Consider the following 19,808-nt stretch of genomic DNA (forward strand, 5'->3'; position numbering starts at 1 on the left):
GGAACAAGCTAAGCGGCGGCTTCCCCCGGCGTCAAGGCGGTGGGGGACCTCGGATAGCACCAAAAGCCGCGTCTCGCTCCGTGACTTGCACAAATAGCGGGTGGACTCGCCCCGACGGTCGCCGGTGGTGGAGCATGGACCTACGGACAGCGACGGAGGGGGTCCAGGTCTCATGGCGGAAGCGGTACCGGTGCGCTGCCCGGCGTGCCTGCGCGAGAACGGCTACACGGTCCCGGTCTATCCCTGTGCCTGCGGGAGCCCGGTCCATCCCCCGCTGGATCTGGCCGCACCGCCCGAGCCGCTGACCCATCGGACCTGGTCGGAGAGCTGGGTGGCGGTGCGCTGCGAGTCCTGTGGGCGGGAGAGCGAGTGGCCGCAGCCCGAGGTGGGGTGCGCATCGTGCGGGACGGTGGTGCGGATGGCGGTGCACCCCGTACACCCGGAACCGGCGGCGAATCCGGCCGGGCCCGGGGGCGGCTCCGGGGTGGAGCCCGCGTCCGCCCGGCCGCCGCGGCCCGGTCAGAGGCCTGGTCAGAGGCCCGGGGGCGGTCCGGGCCCCGACGGGCACCGTGACGGACCGCTCGACCGGGCGCCGCTGCCGTCGGCCACGCCGGTGCCGCGCCCCGCGTTCCGGCCTGTGACCATCCGTACGGCGCGCGACGCGGTGGCCACCGCCGCGCTCTACCTGCGCTGGCTCGGCTTCCAGGACGTACGGCAGCCCGACGGGCGCCCGATCCCCTCGGCGGCCGTGGACCTGCGGGCCCCGGGGCTGGTCGCGCAGGTGGACCCGACCACCGCGCCGGCCGGGCTGCGGGCGGTGGAGTGCGTGTGGCTGAACGGGCTCACGGCTTCCGCGACCAGCGTCTACTTCTCCCTCGCCGGATACACGGAGGACGCCCGCACCCGCGCGGACGACCTGGGGATACCGCTGTTCGTCATGGACCTCACGGGCATGCCGCAGCCGGTCAACGACCCGGCGGACGAGCTGATCGGTACGGGCGCCTAGGCCCTGTCCGGGCAGTCGGCGGGATGGCCCGGCCGGGATGGCCGCCGCGCCCGGCCGGGCGCGGTGCGCATCACCTACGCTCGGAGGCGTTATCCGCTTCCTGCCAGGAGAGCCCGATGAGCCTTTACGACATCCCGCTGACCACCCTGTCCGACGAGCCGACCAGCCTCGGGGCCCACGAGGGCAAGGCGATCCTGCTGGTGAACACCGCCTCGCAGTGCGGTCTCACCCCGCAGTACTCGGGCCTCGCCCGGCTGCAGTTCAAGTACGAGGAGAAGGGCTTCACCGTCATCGGCGTGCCCTGCAACCAGTTCGGCGAGCAGGAGCCCGGCAACGCCGAGGACATCCAGACCTTCTGCGCGGCCGGATTCGGCGTCACCTTCCCGATCCTGGAGAAGTCCGAGGTCAACGGCGAGAACCGGCACCCCCTCTACCAGGAGCTGGTGAAGGTCCCGGACGCCGAGGGCGCGGCGGGGGACATCCAGTGGAACTTCGAGAAGTTCCTGATCTCCCCCGCCGGCGAGGTCGTGGCGCGCTTCCGCCCGCGCACCGAGCCCGAGGCCCCCGAGGTCATCGCCGCGATCGAGGCGCACCTGCCCGCGTAAGCCTCGTAGCGCGCTAGTGCCTCTGGTTTCTCCAGCGGTTCTCGTTTCTCCAGCGGTTCTCGTTGCCCTCGTGAGCGAGCCTCAGTCGAGGTCGGCCTCGTCGTACTCCCCCGCCGCGCCGGCCGCGGTGAGCTCCCGCAGCTCCACCCGGCGGATCTTGCCGGACACGGTCTTCGGGAGCTCGCCGAACTCGATGCGGCGGATCCGCTTGTACGGGGACAGCACCGCGCGGGAGTGCTCGAACAGTGCCCGGGCCGTCTCCGGCCCGGGCTCCCAGCCCGCGGCGAGGGTGACGTACGCCTTCGGCACGGCGAGGCGCAGCGCGTCCGGGGCGGGGACGACGGCCGCCTCGGCGACGGCCTCGTGCTCCAGCAGGGCGCTCTCCAGCTCGAACGGGCTGATCTTGTAGTCGGAGGCCTTGAAGACGTCGTCGGAGCGCCCGACATAGGTGAGGTAGCCGTCGGCGTCGCGCGAGGCGATGTCCCCCGTGCGGTAGAGCCCGTCCGCCATGGCCTCCGCGGTGCGCTCCGGGTCGTCGCGGTAGCCGGTGGTCACCCCGGCGGGCCTGACGCGCAGGTCGACGCAGAGTTCGCCCTCGTCGGGGGACTCCTTGCCGGTGACGGGGTCCAGGAGGACGATCTCGTAGCCGGGCGCGGGACGGCCCATGGAGCCGGGCTTGACCGGTACGCCGGGGAAGTTGCCGACCTGCAGGGTGGTCTCGGTCTGGCCGAACCCGTCCCGGATGGTGACGCCCCAGGCCTGGCGGACCTTCTCGATGACCTCCGGGTTGAGCGGCTCGCCGGCGGCGACGGCCTCGCGCGGCGGGTTGGCGAGCCGGGTGAGGTCGGACTGGATCAGCATTCGCCACACGGTGGGCGGGGCGCAGAAGGTGGTCACGCCGTGCCGGTCCATCTCGTCCATCAGCCGCTCGGCGTCGAAGCGGGTGTAGTTGTGGACGAAGACGGTGGCCCCGGCGTTCCAGGGGGCAAAGAGGTTGGACCAGGCGTGCTTGGCCCAGCCGGGCGAGGCGATGTTGAGGTGGACGTCGCCGGGGCGCAGCCCGAGCCAGTACATGGTGGAGAGGTGCCCGATGGGGTACGAGGCGTGCGTGTGCTCCACGAGCTTGGGGCGGGCGGTGGTGCCGGAGGTGAAGTACAGCATCAGCGGGTCGGTGGCGAGGGTTTCGCCGTCGGGTGTGAAGGCGCCCCGGGCGGTGTGCTCGGCGTCGTACATGTCGGCCAGCCGCCGCCAGTCGGCGGGGACCTCCGGTCCCGCGGCGATCCGGGTGTAGGTGCCCGGTACCTCGTCGAACTTGGCGGTGTCCGCGGCGCGCGCGATGACGTGGCGTACGTGACCGCGCTCGATGCGGTCGCGCAGGTCGGCCGGGCCGAGCAGCGGGGTGGCGGGGATGACGACGGCGCGCAGTTTCATCGCGCCGAGCATGACCTCCCACAGTTCGCGCTGGTTGCCGAGCATGACCAGGACCCGGTCGCCGGGCGCGACGCCCTGCTCGCGCAGCCAGCCGGCGGCCGTGTCGGACCGTACGGACAGTTCCTGGAAGGAGACGGCCTCGCTGCTGCCGTCCTCCTCGACGATGCGCAGGGCGTCGGCGGTGTTCCCGGCGGCGATGTGGTCGAACCAGTCCAGCGCCCAGTTGAAGCGGTGGGGGCGGGGCCAGGTGAATCCGGCGCGGGCACCCTCGTAGTCACCGCGGCGGTCCAGCAGGAAGTCCCGCGCGGCCAGGAACTGGGCGGCGGCGCTGCTGTGCGTGGGGTCGGTGCTGGCGCCGGTCTCGGTGTTCGCGCTGCTCTCGGTCGTCATGCCAGGCATCGTGCCGCGTGGGGCGTACGGACCACCAGCGCTGCGTCAGCCGTGGATTGACGCGAAGCGTACGGAGACCTTGCCCGGCTCTTCGGTGCCGTCGGCGGTGCCCTCGGCACTCTCGGGGCTTTCGGAGCCGCCCATCGCGCCGAGCATCAGCTCGCCCTCGGCGGCGATCTCCTCCTTGCGCGCCGCGGAGGTCTCCTGGAACAGCTGCACGGTGAGGGTGTTCCCGTCCCGCTTCCAGAGGCCGGCGAGGAATCCGTCGACGAGCAGGGTGCAGTGGGCCTGATTCCCCGTCCAGGTGCGGCCCTTGATCTCGGGGGCGACCACGCGGGTGCGGTCGGCGTGCGAGAGCAGGAGGTTGTCGAATTCGGGGAGGAAGCGGGGCGGCGCCGGGGTGTCCGCGTCGGGCCGGGGCGCGTCGGGCAGATCGAAGAGCTCCACGCCGTTCTCGTCCCGGAAGACGGCCAGACCGGGGCGCAGCCGCTCGAAGGCCTCGCGCAGCCGGGTGAGGCCGGCCCAGATCTGCATGTCCTTCACGGAGGCGGGCCCGAAGGCGGCGAGGTAGCGCAGGGCGACCTCGTCCACGGGCTGCGCCTCGCCGGCGGGCCGCCCGAGCCAGTTCTCCACGGTGGTGAGCCGGACCTGGCCGCTGCGCCCCCACACGCCGCGGGGGGTGACCTGGACCAGCGGCAGCCGGCAGCGGGCGGCGACGGAGAGGGACTGCGGGTCGGCGTCGGGCCATTCCTTGAGCAGTTCCTCGCGGAGCTCCGCCATGGTGCGCGGTTCGGCGTCGACGAAGGCGCGGGCAAGTTCGGCGAGCCGTTCCAGGTCCACGCCGGCGAGCCCCTTGCGGAAGTAGTTCACCTCACGGTCGCGGGCGGGCTGGACCAGGGGCCGCAGCGTCAGGGCGTCGTCCGCGGTGTGCGTGTGGATCGTCGACCGCATGGTGACCATCCGGACCACCTCCCGGGACTCCATGAGCCCGGCCAGCTCGGCGGGGCGGAAGCCGGCGAGGCGGGCGTGGAGCTGGAAGTAGGGGGGTTTCACGTTCTGCGCCTGGAGTCCGAGGAGGTGCCCGACGGCGTCACGCGCGGACATCTCGGCGCGGCTCAGCAGGAGCTGGCGGGCGAGCGTGGCACGGTTGAGTGCGCGGTTGTCGAGTACGGGGTGCGGTGTCCTGGAGGCCATGACAGCAAGCTAGCCCTCCTTGCGGACACGTACTGTCCTCATCTCGGAGGTCGGCGGCGAGTCCGTGCACGGAACGCCCGTATATCCTGCACCTTGCCCGTAAACAGACGTTCGACCGGGAGCTGACCTGCGATGTCGGAGCGCCCAGACCGCCGCCCCTCGCCTCCGTCCGCCGGAAAGCGCGCGGGATGGCGTCGCCCCGCGTCCCCGCCCGCCACTCCCCCGGCCGGTCCCCCGGCCGCCCCGCAGCCCGCACCGCCGGCCCCCACGCCCCCGAACCATCGCAGCGTGATCGATTCGGCGGTCTACCGCGACGGCCGCCGCGTCGCCTCCCCCGCCACCCTGGCGGACACCTTCCGGAAGCTGCACGAGGAGCCGGACGGCATGGCCTGGATCGGCCTGCACCGCCCGACCGAGCCCGAACTGCATTCGCTCGCCGCCGAGTTCAACCTCCACGAACTCGCCGTCGAGGACGCGCTCGAGGCCCACCAGCGCCCCAAGCTGGAGCGCTACGGCGACACCCTCTTCGTCGTCCTGCGCGCCGCCCGCTACCTCGACGCCCAGGAGGAGGTGGACTTCGGCGAGCTCCACATCTTCGTCGGCCCGGACTTCCTGATCACGGTCCGGCACGGCGGCGCCCCTGACCTCTCCAGCGTCCGCCGCCGCATGGAGGAGAACCCGGAACTCCTGTCCCTCGGCCCGGAGGCGGCCCTGTACGCCATCCTCGACGCGGTGGTCGACGGCTACGCCCCGGTCGTCGAGGGCGTCCAGACCGACATCGACGAGATCGAGACGGAGGTCTTCCGCGGCGACCCGGCGGTCTCCCGCCGCATCTACGAACTCTCCCGCGAAATGGTCGAGTTCCAGCGCGCCACCCGCCCCCTGGTCGGCATGCTCCACGGCCTGATGGCGGGCTTCGCGAAGTACGGCACGGACGAGGAACTCCAGCGCTACCTCCGCGACGTGGCCGACCACGTCACCCACACCAGCGAACGCGTCGACGGCTTCCGCCAGGCCCTCACGGAAATCCTGACGGTGAACGCCACCCTGGTCTCCCAACAACAGAACGCCGAAATGCGCGCCTTGGCCGAGGCCGGCTTCGAACAGAACGAGGAAATCAAGAAGATTTCCTCATGGGCTGCCATTTTGTTTGCTCCCACACTCGTCGGAACTATCTACGGCATGAACTTTGAGTCCATGCCTGAGTTGGGTTGGAGATTCGGATACCCCTTTGCGATCTGCCTCATGGGGATGGTTTGCGTCAGTTTGTACGTGATTTTCAAGCGTCGGGACTGGCTCTAAGCACCCCTCGCGTCACACTGAGTAATCATTCGCACTTCGCTTTCGCGTTACTCACAGATCGCCCCAGAAGCGGCCGTGGGGAGTCCCTGGGGGGATGGATGCGGGTGATCTCCTCACCTTGGCCCCGACAGGCCCCTGACCAGGCCTTTTGTGGCTCTGGAAAGCTCTGGGGGGAATCCGGGGGGAATCGAATGGCGTCGGCACCTTGCGTCCGCCGCAACGAGCCGGTCCGGCTTCCCGTTCAGCGCTCCCTGTAGAGCCCGCAGACCCCGCGGCGCATCACAGACAGTGACCTCCATCTCGAAGTCGGACGCGCCACGCGCTCCGCCTCGGCGGGCTCGCCGGAATGTTGTTCGCAAGTACTTCCAGGGAGGCGATACACCCAGGCCCGGCCAGGTCAGGTGCCTGAAACGCGGAGACGAGCCTGCCACGCGCCCCTGCCTCGGCGGGCTCCCGGGAACGCCGACATCGCAGGTATGCGTACCGCGGGGCCTCGGTTTCCGGCATGCTGGTGAGCATGAGCAGCAGGTACGCACAGCTCCGGCCGTACACCCTGCCGGACTCGCTCGGGGAGCTGAGCGGGCCAGTGGACGGCCTTGTGGTCCTGCCCCGGCACCTGGACTGGGGCCCGCACTACGAGTACGACCTGGCCGACGACGCCGACGTACTACTGATGTACGAGCGGGTCATCCGTGAGGCACAGACGCCCGAAGACCTGCACGCCCACCTCAATGTCGACGCGCTGCGCAGCCACTGGCATGCCCTGTTCCTGCCCGGACCCGCGAGGGCTGCCTGGGAGAGTCGCTTCCCCGAGCTCGCCGACACCTCGGCGGCGGCCGCGTAGTGGAGGATCTGCACCACCGGCTGATCCGTATCGGCCTGGACGCGCTCGCCGAGGATTTCGGCTACCGGCTGGCCGGCGGGTACGCCGTCCAGGCCCATCGCCTGGTCAGCCGTGTCAGCGACGACGTCGACCTGTTCACCCCGATCGGGCGGGCCGAAGGCGAGTTGCCACAGGCGATCGCCCGCCTCCTCGAGGCATACCGGGCGGCCGGGTACGTGGTCCAGGTCACCCAGCAGGCGCAGGTATACGCCCGTCTGCACGTCACCGACCCCGCCTCCGGTGCCCAGTCCAAGGTGGAACTCGTAGGCGACCTTCTGCACCATCCGCCTGTCGACTCGGCCCTCGGCCCGGTCCTCCACCTCGACGACCTGGCCGCCGCCAAGACCGGCGCCCTTTTCGGCCGCGCCGAAGTCCGGGATGCCATCGACGTCAACGCGCTCCTCGACGCCGGGTACACCCGCGCCCGGCTTCTCGAACTCGCCACGCAGAACGAGGCCGAGCCCAACCTCGACGAGTACGTGTCCGCCCTCGCCCGGGTCGGGCATCACACCGACAGACAGTTCGCCGCCTACGGCCTCGACTCCAAGGCTGCACATGCCATCCGCGAGGAATTCGCCGACTGGCACCGCGAACTCATCGACCTCATGCGTACCGAAGCAGTCAGCAGCAACTCGACCCCGGCCGAGTCGTCAGTGGAGCAGCCGGGGAACCCGATCAGCGGCCCGCTGCCTCCGTCACCGCCTCCCCCAGGCCCGGGCTCCGGCAGGCTGCGCTAGGGACTCGATGGCGCCGGTCTGCATGCCCATGGCGCACGTGAAACAGAGGGGTCCCGGCTTGCGGGTACCCAGGTCTACGTCGGTGTCACCGTCCGTTTGGCGATCTCCTGCACCCCGAGCGCGGGGATCGTGAACGCCCTGGCGCATCCGCCCGAGTCCTTGCCGTGCAGCACCAGCGTGGTGGGCGCACCCGCCTTCGCGGTGAACTGCGTGGGGGCGTAGAAGTCCGTCACGGTCAGCGTGGTGATCTGCCGCCCGACGCGTCGGTACGTACGGGCGTCTTGGTCTCCGATGAGCCGCCGCCCCCGGAGCCGCTGCCGTCGCCGCCTTCGACGATGAACGGTCCGCTTGCCGTGGTCTGCCGGCCCGGTGAGTCGAAGGGGACCCAGCCGCCTGCCTGCAGCGCGGAGACCATGGTCCGGGCAGTCGGCTGGGGCCGCATGTGGGGGTGGGCGCTGCGGCGCGGAGCGTACTGAGCTCGTGAGATCCAGCCCCGCAGGACGGCGTGTCAGCCCTGAGGCCGGGATCGGTCCGGGTGGGGGATCAGGGTGGTCTCGAAGGTGCCGTCGGCGATCTGGCGGGCCAGTTGCACGAGCTGGTGGTGATGGGCGCGTGCGTAGGAGCGGAACGCGGCGAATGCCTCGTCGACGGTGACCTGCCAGCGTTCCGCCAGGATGCCCTTGACCTGTTCCAGCACGATGCGGCTGGTCAGGGCGTGCTGGAGTTGGGCGCGCTCGACCTCGCTGTGGGCGACGGTGCGCTGCTGCAGGATGGCGATGGTCGCCACGTCCGCCAGTGCTTGGGCGAGGGCGATGTCCTGGGCACTGAGCGGGTCTGGGTCGGTCTGGAACAGGCCCATCACTCCGATGACCCGGCCGCGCAGCCGGAGCGGGATCGCATTGGCGGCCACGAACCCGGTCTCGGCGGCGCGTGGGGCGAACTGCGGCCAGCCCGATGTGATCTGGGGGTCGGTCAGGTTGATGTTGGTGCGTGGCTCGCCGCTCTTGTAGCAGTCCACGCAGGGGCCCTGGTCGTGCTGGGTGGCGAAGAGCTCCAGCAGCCGGGTGTGTTCGTCGGAGGCTGCCATGGTCTGCAGGACCTCATGCTGGTCGGCCAGCATGATGCCGACGGCGGCCACGTCCAGCAGTTCCATGCAGCGCACGGACAGCTGCTGGAGGAAGTCGATGAGGTCGAAGTCGTCGATCAGGGAGTCTGCGACTTCCACGAAGACCTCGGTCACGCGTTGTTCTCGGGTCACGGTGATCAGTCCTTGTCTACGGCGGTCGGGGGCGTGCCGTTGTGGTCCAGGCGAAGCCGCCGATCCACCACGTCCTTGGAGATGTCGGTGATGGAACGTCCGCTGCTGTAAGCATGCGCGCGCAGTCGTAGGAGAGCTTGGGGCAGGGGCATGGCGAGTTGGACGCTGAGCATGCCGGTGGCCTGGTGGACCACCGCGTGCTGCAAGGCGTGCGGAGAGTCCACCGGCGCGTGGGTGCCCAGAGGTGGTTCACCGCTGCCCAGGCAGCGGGCGGTCAGGGCGGCGGCCAGCGTGAGCGCATCGTCGGTCTGCTGGCTGGTCAGTGGACCCGGCGTTCGGCGCACCGCTGTCAGGACGCCGACGCGGATCGCGCCGATGCCCATCGGGAAGCAGAACACCGCGCGGGCGTCCAGGTCGGGGGCCTCCATGGACAGTGCCGGCCAGCGGGCGTGTCGGACCCGGGCCAGGTCGGGTACCCACACCATCGCGCCGGTACGGACCGCCTCTGGTCCCGGCCCCTCGCCGAGGGTCAGTTGCAGGTCCTCGAAGCGGCGCGTGGTGAGGTCCGAGCACCACATGAGCTCGGTCAGGCCGGCTGCGGCGACCAAGGAGACCGCGAGACCGTCCACGCCCAGGGCCTGGGCGCCGGCCAGGGTGGCGTCGTCGACTCCCTGGGACCGGTCGTCGAGTTGCAGCGTGCGCAGGACCGAGGCCATGCGGTCACTGATCATCCGTCATCACCGCTCGCCCTGCGACAAAGCCGGGCGGGCCCGCTGTGGCCGGTCCTGGTCATGAGGCCAGCAGCCTGGGGTACACCACAGCCGGGACCCAGGCGCCGACTTCGGGCGCGCGGGGTAGCCGGTGGAGGAGGAAGCCGGTGCCGGTCAGTGCCAGGAGCCGGATCAGCATCGGGCGCGGGTGATGCAGGCGCAGCGACCCTTTGGCCGTAGCGGTGCACGCGGCGGCGGCCAGGAAGGCGTTGAGGCCGCTGACATCGCAGAAAGCAAGCGCGCTCAGGTCGATGTCGATGGTCCGTACTCCCTCGCGCAGGCAGTCATCGACCATCGCCCGCAGCGGGGCTGCGGTATCCAGATCAAGCTCACCCGCAAGGGTGATCGTCGTTTCATCGCCTCGGTCGTGCCGGTGGAGGTTCAAGCTCTGCAGAACAGGCATAGCGCCTCGGTTCTTGGGACCACATGGTGCGGCGCCGGGCGGGCCGGTCTTCTCGGCCCCGTCTTACGCGTTTCTCCTGTGGTCGGATGCCCGGACAGGTCAGGCGAGCGATCGGCTTGGCGACCTGGACTCCAGGACCACCAAATCGACTAGTTTCGCCTCAAAAGGACAGCGCCTGAGGTGAACCGGGGGACCCTCTGTACCCCGCAGGCACCTGCACGACAAGCGCGCTATCCACGTCAGGGACCGGGACGTCCATCGCAGCATAGCCCCCGCTCCTGCCCCGGGATATCCCGCCAGTCACCAGGCGGCGTCCACCTTTCACATCGGCCGCATGAACAGCGCAAGGCGAGCACCACTCACCTGGTCAGACAGACCGCCTGGGTTCGACAGCGGCCGGCCGCTCCTCGCACTCCAGAGGGACGCAGGCGTGCTCTGGATAGTCGCAGACGTCAAGCCGGGGGTTCCAATGCAGGCCCGGAGGGCAGTCGAAGCGGTAGGCGAGGCGGGTGTGGTCGTCGAGGGCGGTGTGGAGGTAGGCCCAGCCGGCGCCGGTCTTGTTGGGCCGGCCTTCGGCCCGGCCGAGGGCTTTGTGGCCGCCGTCGTCGGGGATCCGTCCGAGTTTCTTGACGTCGATGTGGACGAGTTCGCCGGTGGCCCGGTCGAGTGCGGCCAGGGGCGGCTGACCGTGGCGGGTCAGGATGCGGTGGGCGGTCGAGGCCGCGATGCCGCAGCGGGCGGTGAGCCTCAGCGGCCCGATGCGGTGCTCGCGCCGCAGCCGCAAAACGTGTTCCTCCACCGCGGCCGGCGTCCTGGCGGGGCTGGTGGTGCGGTCGGCTGGAGCGGTTCATTCCGGCGATGCCCAGGGTCCGGTAGCGGGATGCCCAGCGGGCCGCGGTGGTATGGCTGACCTGGAAACGTTCCGCGGCCCGTCGCACAGGCCAGCCGTCGTCGACGACACAACGGGCCAGACGAAGTCGCCCGGTCTCGGTCAGCGGGGCATCACGGTGGGACACGAGGGCCTCCTGGACCGGTGAAGATGTCGCAATCCCCACCAAACCCAGAAGGCCCTCACCCGTTCAAGAACCCAGCACGCGTGTCACCAACGTCCCGGGACAACACACCTAGGGCGTGGTTCCACAGGGTGGGTAGCAGGCCGCTCGAGGAGGCGTGTATCGAGTCTGCGGCGCCGTAGCGGGCCGGGCACGTCACCGCGGCGGCAAGGGTGTGCGCAGTGTGGTGCGCCCCTGATCCCAGGCGTTGCGGATGTGGGCGGCGAACTGGTCTTCCAGCAGGACCGTCGCCGCGCAGCCGAAGGCGATGTCGGGTTCCAGGGCGGGTTCTTCGGCGAGGAGGCCACCGATGACCTCGTGGCGTACGACTTGTTCGTGGACGGCGTCGGCCTCGACGTGCTCGGCGTAGAAGTGTTCCGCCGCCGGCCCCGCATTACACCGCAGCATGGCTTTGGCGAGGCGGCGGGAGCCCGGTGAGGAGGTGACCTCGAGGCAGGCGAAGTGCCCGACAAGGGCGCCGCGCAGGGCGCGGTGCAGGCCGAAGAGGGACATCAGGTTGACGGTGGCGAGCAGGGGCGCGGGGGCCTGGTCGAGGTAGCGGCCGTATGCGGGGTCGAGGCCGAGGTCGGTCATGAGGTCGGCGAAGAGCTGGGCGTGGATGCGGTCGGGGTGGCCGGCGCCGAACTCGTCGTACTCGATGGCCGCCATCGCGGCCTTGGCCCGGCCGGTCAGCCGCGGGATGACCCAGGCGTGGGGGTCGGCTTCCTTGAGGTGGTAGAGGGAGCGTAGCGCCGCGTACTCGCGCAACTGCCAGAGTTCGCCTTCGGTTTCGAGGTGGTGGCTGATGCTTTCGGTCAGGTCCACGGGTTCGACGAGGAGTGGGGCGAAGGCTTCCTCGACGGAGCGGGGCGCGTCGTGGAGTTCGGTGCGCAGTGCGTGGAGGAACCGGGTTTCCAGGGCTTGGCGCAGGCGCAGGACTCGCCTGCAACGCTCATGATCACTCCTGGAATCTGGGGGAGAGCGGATGCCACCAGCGCGCCAAGCCCCGCAAGATCACCATCGGCGGCGAGAGCGGCCGCAAGCAGATCTCCGGCTGAACCCTCCCGCACCAGCCGGCAGCGGAGGGCGGGAAGAGCCGATTCCCTCCGGCACCCCGCCCTCCGCCCCGCCCCGTCTCGCCCCTTCACCCCTTCTCGGAGGTGTCGTGATGTCGATGCGCAGGGAGTCATTCCTGGCCCACGTCCAGGAACGCGGCGAGTACGAAACCACGGAAGAAGCCGATCGCGTTGCCCGCGTCGTCCTGGCTCTGCTGGGCGCTCACCTGGTCGGCAGCGCACGGGCCGAGCTCGCGGCCCGGCTGCCCGAGACCTACGCCCTGATCCTCCTCAACCCCCTGCAGGCCGCCGAACCCCTCTCGCCCGAACGGTTCGTCCGCGCGACCGCCGCCTGGATCGAAGGCGCCACCGAGAAGACAGCCCTGTGGGACATCGGCGCCGTCCTGTCCACCGCGGCCGCCGCCGCGGGCGACGTCCTCACCCGCGAGGTCCTGCTCCAGCTCCCACCCGGCTACGACCTCCTCTTCGGCCACCCCCAGCCCACCTGAGCGAAGTCGGCCGCAGACCCGAACCATCGAAGAGAAAGGCAACCGCAGCCATGTACGACCAGCCTCGACCGAACCCGGCCCCGCCCGCCATGACGTTCGAGCAGATGCTGGAGCGTGTGCGCTACGAGGGTGCGTACCCCACCCGCGAACGCGCCGAGGAAGCCGTCCGCACCGTCTTGGCCGCCCTAGGCCGGCAAGTCACCGGAGACGAACGCGTCGACCTCGCACAGCGCCTGCCCGTCGAGGCCGCCCTCACCCTCACCGCCCAGATCCCCGACACCGAACAGCTCACCGGCTGGGGCTTCATCAAGGACCTGGCCATCCGCACCGGCGGCACCCCCGCCACCGCACGCTGGGACACCGGCGCCGTACTCGCCGTCGTCACACGCCTCGCGGGACCCGGCCTCCTCGCCCGCATCCTCCACCAGCTCCCCGGCGGCTACGCCCTCCTCTTCGGCCAGGCGGAACTGCGCCAGCCCCAGCCCGCAGCCTGATCCGGCGCTCCGATACAGCGTTGAGGGCCCGACCCCGATGCACCGGTCGGGCCCTCAGCCCTGCGGCGGGTTAGCGCCGTAGTCGCGGGTCAGTTGTCGGAGTAGCTGAAGTCACCCACGGTCCAGGCGCTGACGTCCTTGATCGAGATGCGGTACATCCCGCCCGTCTCCGGGATGCCCACGGTTCCCTGCAGGATCCGCGCCACATGGAAGTGCAGATGTGTGAGCGGCCCCTCCTTGGGTGTCGTGGCAGTGAAGACGGCGGAGAACTCGCCCAGGCGGGCGGAATCCGTCAGCACCTCCGACACCCGTTCTCTCCACACGGCTTCGGGGGCGAGCCGGCCGGTGATGACAGCACCGCCGGTGACCACGGTCAGGGACATCTGGTTGCTCTGCCCGGACTCCACCAGGGCGGCGACGTTCACGAGCAGCTCGTCAGGCTTCGACATGGAAGTCAATTCCATTCTCCACCGCGCCCCGGCGGGCGGAGCCTGCGGTCTATGCGGATCCTACGAGCCCGCGTGTCACTCAGGCCATCATGTTTCCGCGCTCCTGCCTGCTTCACGCAGGGGAGCGATAATCGATGGAGTGGCAGAACGCCGCTTCATCCCCGCACATCGAGCAAGACGATGTGTCGTGCAAGCCTCTGGTCCAGAGACTGACGCTGGCATCGCACGGTCCGAGCCGCCTGGTGAAGCAACGATTGTGCTTGCAAGGCCTGCTCGGGCGGCCGCTGTCGGGCCTCAGAATTGCCAGTGGCGCCGGGTTGGCCGAGCCCCTCGCCAAGGCGTGTGCCGGGCCCGTGCCCCAACCGTGCCCTTAAGGACGGTCAACAGCGGTCAGACCCGGATCCCGGAAGGCCTCCGAGAGGGGTCCAGCAAGGCCTGTTTACGCAGGTCAGGCGTAGTGCGGACGGCCTCCGCGCAGTAGATTCCCAAGCTTATAGCGCGGGTTCGATTCCCGTCATCCGCTCTTGCAAGAAGGCCCAGGTCAGCGACCTGGGCCTTCTTCATTGTCTAGACCTCTCAGCCTTCGCCGTGCCCTCCGCGTGCCCCAACTCGCCTGAATGCCCTGGCCAGAAGCCTCTTCGCGCACCACTTGCACCGCAGGAGCGCGATGCCGCCTCGCACCGCGAGCAGGAATTCGCGCGACCCGCGCCACAGGCCCGCTCCGGTTCGCCCGTTCACACCCTGAAACGCGGACGATCAACCACCCCGCCCGCGCTACCCAGTTCGCGAGGGCACAGCACCCCCACCGACCCCAGGCACCCCAGCCGCCGGAGGCTGCCCCATCAAGCAGTTGGGCATGGGAGGACTGCGTAGCGGCAAGCCCACTCCGGGCACCCGGGCCACCTCCACGGCAACGACTTCGCGTTCGTTGTCGTACAGGACCTCACCACCGCGAGGACCGCTCCAGCGGTCCGCCACGTCGGGACCCGCCCCCAATACGTCCTCAACCAGCCAACTTCGCTGCCGCCTCCTGCAGCCGGCGGCGAGCACCTAAAAAACGCTGCGGTCGGGGTGAACCAATATCTGTCACCGCGGCCTAAGAATTTAACGGATCCCGCGGGGAGAGTTTCTACCGCAACACGGCGGCCGGAAATATTCAACGCGCACAAGCCACTGCAGCGTGCTACTGTCGATCTCGGTTGCAGTTTTGGTACCCAAGAACTTCAAGCGCCTCCAGCAGGAATTCATTCCGCTAGAAGCGCTTTGTATTTCCCGGTCATTTACCGGGCGGGGCATCATCGCGGCGACACGGCGTCCGCACAGTGCAGATGCTGGTGTATTGCCCCAAAGGAGATATGACATGGCTGCTGGTACCGTTAAGTGGTTCAATGCGGAAAAGGGTTTCGGCTTCATCGAGCAGGACGGTGGCGGCGCTGACGTCTTCGCCCACTACTCGAACATCGCCGCCCAGGGCTTCCGCGAGCTGAACGAGGGCCAGAAGGTCACCTTCGACATCGCGCAGGGCCAGAAGGGCCCGACGGCCGAGAACATCGTTCCCGCCTGACGCTGACGCGCATTCTGCAGCTGGGGCCCGCATCCTTCGGGGTGCGGGCCCCAGCTGCATGCATTTCCCGCGGTGGGTTGACCCGCGGTATTGAGCATTGGGGCACTCGGTCGACCGGCCCTCTCGGGGCTGCACCCGAGTCAATTGCTTTGGTTGTTGCGTCCACATGACGCCACCTTATTCCAGCGCCTGAGCCCGTACAGATTTCCTGTCCGCCAGATCCGCTTTCGCATTCCATTCGGCCCGTTCTCGCAATTCCCTGCGCCGCTCCTACGCTGCGGGAATTCCTTGATACGTGCCGCATCAAGGAAGGTTCCGCATGAACCCCGCACGTACCTACGACCGCTCCTCCCGCACCCGCAGCCGCACCGGCGGCCCCGCTTTCGGCGCCGGCGCCGGTTCGGGTCGGGGCAGCCGTTTCGGCTCTTCGACCCCGAGCCGCTCCGGAGCCCCGAGCCGCTCGGGCGGATACGGCCGCCGACCCGCCGCGGTCCAGGGCGAGTTCGCCCTGCCGAAGACGATCACCCCCGCGCTGCCCGCCGTCGAGGCCTTCGCCGACCTCGACATGCCGGCCCAGCTGCTGACCACGCTCAGCCGCGAGGGCATGGCCACGCCGTTCCCGATCCAGGCCGCCACCCTGCCCAACACCCTCGCGGGCCGTGACGTCCTGGGCCGCGGCCGCACCGGCTCCGGCAAGACCCTTGCCTTCGGCCTCGCGCTGCTGGCCCGTACCGCCGGACAGAGCGCCGAGTCGGGGCAGCCGCTCGCGCTGATCCTCGTACCGACGCGTGAGCTCGCCCAGCAGGTCACCGCCGCGCTCACCCCCTACGCCCGGGCGGTCAAGCTGCGCCTGGCCACCGTCGTCGGCGGCATGCCCATCTACCGGCAGGCACAGGCGCTGCGCGCCGGGGCCGAAGTGGTCGTCGCCACGCCCGGCCGGCTCAAGGACCTCATCGACCGTGGTGACTGCCGGTTGAACCAGGTCGCCGTCACCGTCCTCGACGAGGCCGACCAGATGGCCGACATGGGCTTCATGCCCCAGGTCACCGCCCTCCTCGACCAGGTGCGGCCCGAAGGGCAGAGGATGCTGTTCTCCGCCACCCTCGACCGCAACGTCGACCTGCTGGTCCGCCGCTACCTGACCGACCCGGTCGTGCACTCCGTCGACCCCTCGCAGGGCGCGGTCACCACGATGGAACACCACGTCCTGCACGTCCACGGCACCGACAAGCAGGCCACCACCACCGAGATCGCCGCCCGCGACGGCCGCGTGATCATGTTCCTCGACACCAAGCACGCCGTGGACCGCCTCACCCAGGACCTCCTCAACAGCGGGGTCCGTGCCGCCGCTCTGCACGGGGGCAAGTCCCAGCCCCAGCGGACCCGGACCCTCGCCCAGTTCAAGACCGGGCACGTCACCGTGCTGGTCGCCACGAACGTCGCCGCCCGCGGCATCCACGTCGACAACCTCGACCTCGTCGTGAACGTCGACCCGCCGACCGACCCGAAGGACTACCTGCACCGCGGCGGACGTACCGCCCGCGCCGGCGAGTCCGGCAGCGTCGTCACCCTGGTCACCCCCAACCAGCGCCGCGAGATGGCACGCCTCATGCAGGCCGCGGGCGTCACCCCGCAGACCACCCAGGTCCGCTCGGGCGACGAGGCCCTGAACCGCATCACCGGCGCCCAGGCACCCTCCGGCATTCCGGTCACCATCACCGCACCGGTGTCCGAGCGGCCCAAGCGCAGTACGGCCTCCCGCGGTCGCCGCGGGCCCGCTTCGGCCGCCCGGCGCGCGAGCGCGCGGCAGTCCGCCTTCGATGCGGCGGCCTGAGAACAACGTGATCAGGAAACTGACCCATCTCTGCAGGAGGCAGATTTTGACGCTGGTCCAGATGCAGCCCCGCTCCGCGCATGCCGACCTCGCCCACCGGACGGTGGACGAGGTCATGGAAGCAGCCGGTCCGCAGGTCTGCGACGACATGACCGTGGATGTGGCCCTGGCCGTCATGGCCGGCTCCCGCGCGGATCATCTGCTCGTCTGTGACGAGGACGGCCTGTGTACCGGGCTGGTCACCCGGGCCCAGCTCACCGCCGTCCGCGAGAGCGCGGCGTACACGGACCAGCTCCATATACGCGATGTCCTCGGCGACCGCGGGCCGTTCGCCTCGCCCATGACCGCGATGGCCGAGGCCGAGCACGCGATGCGCTACCGCAGGCTCGCCGCCCTGCCCGTCGTCGATGGACAAGGCAGCGCTCTGGGCGTCCTCGCCCTCGCCCGCTGAACCCTCTCACCGTGGTCGGACCGTTCCCCTCTTCTCCCTGTGAAGCATCATGCGCTGTGTCATCGCCCGCTTCCCGTTCGACCTCACCAAGACGGGCGTCCTGGAGTCCATGAAGGGCATCAAGCCCGAGCAGGTCCTCGGCGAGTCCGTGATCATCGGCCGCCGCACCTACCCCGTCAAGCAGGTCGGCCAGGTCCTCACCCGCCAAGACCGCCGCGACTTCAGTGCCGGCGAGGTCCTGCGCGCCATGACCCAGCTCGGCTTCACCTGCCGCGGCGGCCTTCCGCGAGCCGCCGTGGCCACACGCGTGCTCAGCCCCCTTCAGCGGGCCTCCGCGATGCTCGGCACCCCCGTAACCGCCTGACCGGTGGGCCCGGCGCATGCCGCCGCCCGACAGCGAAGAGGGCCCGACCGGCACACGCCGGTATGGCCCTCTTCGCGTAGCCACAGGGGAGCGCAGATGGGTAGGCCGCCCCTCCCGGGGGTGTTGTGGCTACGGCGCGTGCGACGGACGCAAGTGCGTCCCGGTTCGGCGGAGGCCCGGCTGCGGCGCAGGTCGACCGCACTCCGGGCGGCTCCGGTCGACCGAGGACGTATGTGAAGGCGGCGGGCAGGGCGTGGGGTGATCCGAGAGACGCGGCTCCTGCCCGGCACCGAGACCTGACCGCCAGGACTCCGCGCGGAGAAGCCCTGGATCAACAACCCCGCCCGCAGGATCGCGCCTATCCGCCGGTCCGACGGGGCAGGAGGGCGCGTACGGTTTTCCCGCCTTCGGGCGTGGGCGTGACGATGGTGGCGCGGGCGAGGTCACTGACCATGTGCCAGCCGAAACCGCCGGTGCCGTCTACCAGGTCGGGGGTACGCGTGCGCGGCGGTCGGGGGCTGGAGTCCTCGACGGCGACCTCGATGGTGTCGGGGTGCACGGCCAGCCGAAGCGTGTAGGCGCCGCCGCCGTGACGCAGGGCATTGGTGACGAGTTCGGAGACCACCAGGATCACGGTGTCGGCGTGCTCCGGCTCGATGGCCGGCTGCCCGAGGGTTTCGAGGAATGTCCGGGCGGCCTGGCGCGCCTCGCCGACGGCAGACAGAGAAGCAAGGGCTGTGCACTCGGCGCTCATCGTGGTCATCGCGCGCTCCGGGTCTGTTGTCGGTGTCCGGCCTTGCCTGCCCGGTCGTTGTGCCCTGACCCACGACTGTTCAACCTGACTGGACCCGATTACCTCAGCGACACGCACTCAAAAATCTATTGCGGCTGGAGTAGACATTGGGCAGTGGCGTGGTTATGGTTTCTCTCGTAACCCAGAGAGACAGCAGGGCCCGGCAGAGACGAACTGCCGGGCAGCAGTACCCGTAGTTGCAGTGCGCATGACGGTGCGGTGGTGGAGTTCCGAAGCCAGGGTTGTTGCAGGACGGCGACGGGGCTGACGACCGGACCGGGTGGCCCGCAGTGATCAGGGGCCACCACAAGCAGTACCGCAGTTAACGCAGTAGCAGTACCTGTAGGTGCAGTACCCAGCAGTGAAGTCAGTGAGCAGCACCTCGGTGAAGGCGTCGGCTGCGGGCGCGCGCACCGGGAAGTTCGGCAGTGGGGTTCCAAGTCAGAGCAGACGCACGATGGGCGACGGGGCTGGCTGCCGAAGCGTGGCGCTACGCCAGGCCACGAGCAGTACAAGCGGTTCGCAGTACCAGCAGTACGCAGTACCCCGCTTGGTAAGTAGTTGACACCGAGGGATGAACGGAGGAGTTGAAGCGCCATCAGGATCGCCCGGACGTAAGTCTGAGTCCGGGTACCGCAGGACATCGATAGCGAGGTGGTCTCCGGTCAAGCAACCGCGATCCCCGCACTCCCGGCAGCATCTCGGCCGGGTCAGCGGAAACAGAAGGCCGGCGCAGCAACAGGGCCGGCAGATGGTGTAGCAGTTCCTTCGGGGCCCTGGTGTTGTAGGCGCCAGGGCCCCTCCCCGCGTTCCGACCCCTTCCTCCACCTGTTTCGCAGTGAGGTGCGATGACAGCAGACGACTCGTTCAGCCGTCTCGACGACGACGGCTACCCCGCCTACACGATGGGCCGGGCCGCAGAGATGCTCGGCACCACCCAGGCCTTCCTCCGCGCCATTGGAGAGGCCCACCTGATCACCCCGCTGCGTTCCGAGGGCGGCCACCGCCGCTACTCCCGCTCCCAGCTGCGCATTGCCGCCCGCGCCCGTGAACTCGTCGACCAGGGCACTCCCATTGAGGCCGCCTGTCGGATCGTGATGCTCGAGATCCGACTTGAGGAAGCTCAGCGCGTCAACGCCGAGCACCACTCCCCAGCGCCCGAAGGACGCCCGCGCACGGCGGCCTGAGGTGGACGTGCCCACCGGTCGCGGTGGGCACTCCGACCCGCGCGTGCCGGAGGTATGAGCACCTTGCTCCCTATGGT

At 69.7% G+C, this 19,808-nt stretch carries 21 protein-coding genes and 2 pseudogenes; 12 read left to right on the top strand and 11 right to left on the bottom strand.

All coding sequences use genetic code 11. The features are described from left to right. The first annotated feature begins 172 nt into the window (after positions 1-172). Both JIW86_RS10610 and JIW86_RS10615 read left to right on the top strand, forming a co-directional pair. On the top strand, positions 173-1,006 hold the full coding sequence (locus JIW86_RS10610; protein WP_257553524.1) for a hypothetical protein: 834 nt from the start codon (positions 173-175) through the stop codon (positions 1,004-1,006). 116 nt (positions 1,007-1,122) lie between these two features. After that, positions 1,123-1,611: a glutathione peroxidase gene (locus tag JIW86_RS10615; RefSeq protein ID WP_257553525.1), complete on the top strand. Its 489-nt coding sequence runs from the start codon at positions 1,123-1,125 to the stop codon at positions 1,609-1,611. Positions 1,612-1,692: 81 nt separating this feature from the next. On the opposite strand, the gene JIW86_RS10620 is transcribed toward JIW86_RS10615, so the two are convergent. Both JIW86_RS10620 and JIW86_RS10625 read right to left on the bottom strand, forming a co-directional pair. Next, positions 1,693-3,432 (bottom strand): AMP-binding protein, encoded by a 1,740-nt coding sequence (locus JIW86_RS10620; RefSeq protein WP_257553526.1) that lies wholly within the window; start codon positions 3,430-3,432, stop codon positions 1,693-1,695. Positions 3,433-3,477: 45 nt separating this feature from the next. After that, a complete protein-coding gene (locus JIW86_RS10625; protein ID WP_257553528.1) occupies positions 3,478-4,626 on the bottom strand; it encodes a winged helix DNA-binding domain-containing protein in 1,149 nt (382 codons plus the stop codon). A gap of 132 nt (positions 4,627-4,758) precedes the next feature. Between JIW86_RS10625 and JIW86_RS10630 the strand changes: the two genes are divergently transcribed. The 3 genes from JIW86_RS10630 (at position 4,759) to JIW86_RS10640 (ending at position 7,548) form a co-directional block, all read left to right on the top strand. Further along, entirely contained in the window at positions 4,759-5,928 is a 1,170-nt protein-coding gene (locus JIW86_RS10630; protein ID WP_257553529.1) for a magnesium and cobalt transport protein CorA, read from the top strand. Positions 5,929-6,445: 517 nt separating this feature from the next. Beyond that, positions 6,446-6,772 carry a hypothetical protein gene (locus JIW86_RS10635; RefSeq protein WP_257553530.1) on the top strand — a complete coding sequence of 109 codons (327 nt, stop codon included), beginning with the start codon at positions 6,446-6,448 and terminating at the stop codon, positions 6,770-6,772. Then, a complete protein-coding gene (locus tag JIW86_RS10640) occupies positions 6,772-7,548 on the top strand; it encodes a nucleotidyl transferase AbiEii/AbiGii toxin family protein (protein WP_257553531.1) in 777 nt (258 codons plus the stop codon). Before JIW86_RS10635 ends, JIW86_RS10640 begins: the two co-directional genes overlap by 1 nt. Before the next feature lie 74 nt (positions 7,549-7,622). Here JIW86_RS10640 and JIW86_RS10645 read toward each other — a convergent pair whose 3' ends face one another. The 7 genes and pseudogenes from JIW86_RS10645 to JIW86_RS10670 all read right to left on the bottom strand — a co-directional run. Continuing rightward, positions 7,623-7,781: a hypothetical protein gene (locus tag JIW86_RS10645; protein WP_257553532.1), complete on the bottom strand. Its 159-nt coding sequence runs from the start codon at positions 7,779-7,781 to the stop codon at positions 7,623-7,625. Between the two features lie 275 nt (positions 7,782-8,056). Then, positions 8,057-8,806, bottom strand: coding sequence for a GAF and ANTAR domain-containing protein (locus JIW86_RS10650; RefSeq protein ID WP_257553534.1), 750 nt, complete (start codon positions 8,804-8,806; stop codon positions 8,057-8,059). Between the two features lie 5 nt (positions 8,807-8,811). Further along, positions 8,812-9,537: an ANTAR domain-containing protein gene (locus tag JIW86_RS10655; protein WP_257553535.1), complete on the bottom strand. Its 726-nt coding sequence runs from the start codon at positions 9,535-9,537 to the stop codon at positions 8,812-8,814. 58 nt (positions 9,538-9,595) lie between these two features. Further along, a complete protein-coding gene (locus JIW86_RS10660; protein ID WP_257553536.1) occupies positions 9,596-9,979 on the bottom strand; it encodes an STAS domain-containing protein in 384 nt (127 codons plus the stop codon). Positions 9,980-10,346: 367 nt separating this feature from the next. Further along, positions 10,347-10,454, bottom strand: a complete 108-nt coding sequence (locus JIW86_RS42170; RefSeq protein WP_416237674.1) for a hypothetical protein — start codon at positions 10,452-10,454, stop codon at positions 10,347-10,349. A 21-nt stretch (positions 10,455-10,475) separates the two neighbouring features. Continuing rightward, positions 10,476-10,995, bottom strand: a pseudogene (locus JIW86_RS10665) (leucine zipper domain-containing protein); the annotation flags it as partial. Positions 10,996-11,187: 192 nt separating this feature from the next. After that, positions 11,188-11,970 (bottom strand): annotated as a pseudogene (locus JIW86_RS10670) (iron-containing redox enzyme family protein); the annotation flags it as partial. Between the two features lie 229 nt (positions 11,971-12,199). On the opposite strand from JIW86_RS10670, the gene JIW86_RS10675 reads away from it, so the two are divergent. Then, positions 12,200-12,595 (top strand): DUF2267 domain-containing protein, encoded by a 396-nt coding sequence (locus tag JIW86_RS10675; protein WP_257553537.1) that lies wholly within the window; start codon positions 12,200-12,202, stop codon positions 12,593-12,595. A 50-nt stretch (positions 12,596-12,645) separates the two neighbouring features. Then, positions 12,646-13,089 carry a DUF2267 domain-containing protein gene (locus tag JIW86_RS10680; protein ID WP_257553538.1) on the top strand — a complete coding sequence of 148 codons (444 nt, stop codon included), beginning with the start codon at positions 12,646-12,648 and terminating at the stop codon, positions 13,087-13,089. A gap of 89 nt (positions 13,090-13,178) precedes the next feature. Here JIW86_RS10680 and JIW86_RS10685 read toward each other — a convergent pair whose 3' ends face one another. Then, on the bottom strand, positions 13,179-13,538 hold the full coding sequence (locus tag JIW86_RS10685; RefSeq protein WP_257553539.1) for a hypothetical protein: 360 nt from the start codon (positions 13,536-13,538) through the stop codon (positions 13,179-13,181). A 1,360-nt stretch (positions 13,539-14,898) separates the two neighbouring features. Between JIW86_RS10685 and JIW86_RS10690 the strand changes: the two genes are divergently transcribed. From JIW86_RS10690 to JIW86_RS10705, 4 genes are all read left to right on the top strand, one after another. Then, a complete protein-coding gene (locus tag JIW86_RS10690; protein ID WP_008734853.1) occupies positions 14,899-15,102 on the top strand; it encodes a cold-shock protein in 204 nt (67 codons plus the stop codon). Positions 15,103-15,421: 319 nt separating this feature from the next. Next, a complete protein-coding gene (locus JIW86_RS10695) occupies positions 15,422-16,936 on the top strand; it encodes a DEAD/DEAH box helicase (protein ID WP_257553540.1) in 1,515 nt (504 codons plus the stop codon). Positions 16,937-16,982: 46 nt separating this feature from the next. Beyond that, positions 16,983-17,387: a CBS domain-containing protein gene (locus JIW86_RS10700; protein WP_257553541.1), complete on the top strand. Its 405-nt coding sequence runs from the start codon at positions 16,983-16,985 to the stop codon at positions 17,385-17,387. Positions 17,388-17,436: 49 nt separating this feature from the next. Beyond that, a complete protein-coding gene (locus tag JIW86_RS10705; protein WP_257553542.1) occupies positions 17,437-17,751 on the top strand; it encodes an SCO5918 family protein in 315 nt (104 codons plus the stop codon). A 358-nt stretch (positions 17,752-18,109) separates the two neighbouring features. Here the strand turns inward: JIW86_RS10705 and JIW86_RS10710 are convergent, their stop codons facing one another. Next, the gene (locus JIW86_RS10710; RefSeq protein WP_257553543.1) at positions 18,110-18,514 is read right to left on the bottom strand and encodes an ATP-binding protein; all 405 of its coding nucleotides are present in this window, start codon (positions 18,512-18,514) and stop codon (positions 18,110-18,112) included. 878 nt (positions 18,515-19,392) lie between these two features. Between JIW86_RS10710 and JIW86_RS10715 the strand changes: the two genes are divergently transcribed. Continuing rightward, positions 19,393-19,731, top strand: coding sequence for a helix-turn-helix domain-containing protein (locus tag JIW86_RS10715; protein WP_257553544.1), 339 nt, complete (start codon positions 19,393-19,395; stop codon positions 19,729-19,731). The last annotated feature ends 77 nt before the right edge of the window (positions 19,732-19,808 follow it).

This window comes from Streptomyces sp. NBC_00162, assembly GCF_024611995.1.
In the GTDB taxonomy this organism is placed as follows: domain Bacteria; phylum Actinomycetota; class Actinomycetes; order Streptomycetales; family Streptomycetaceae; genus Streptomyces.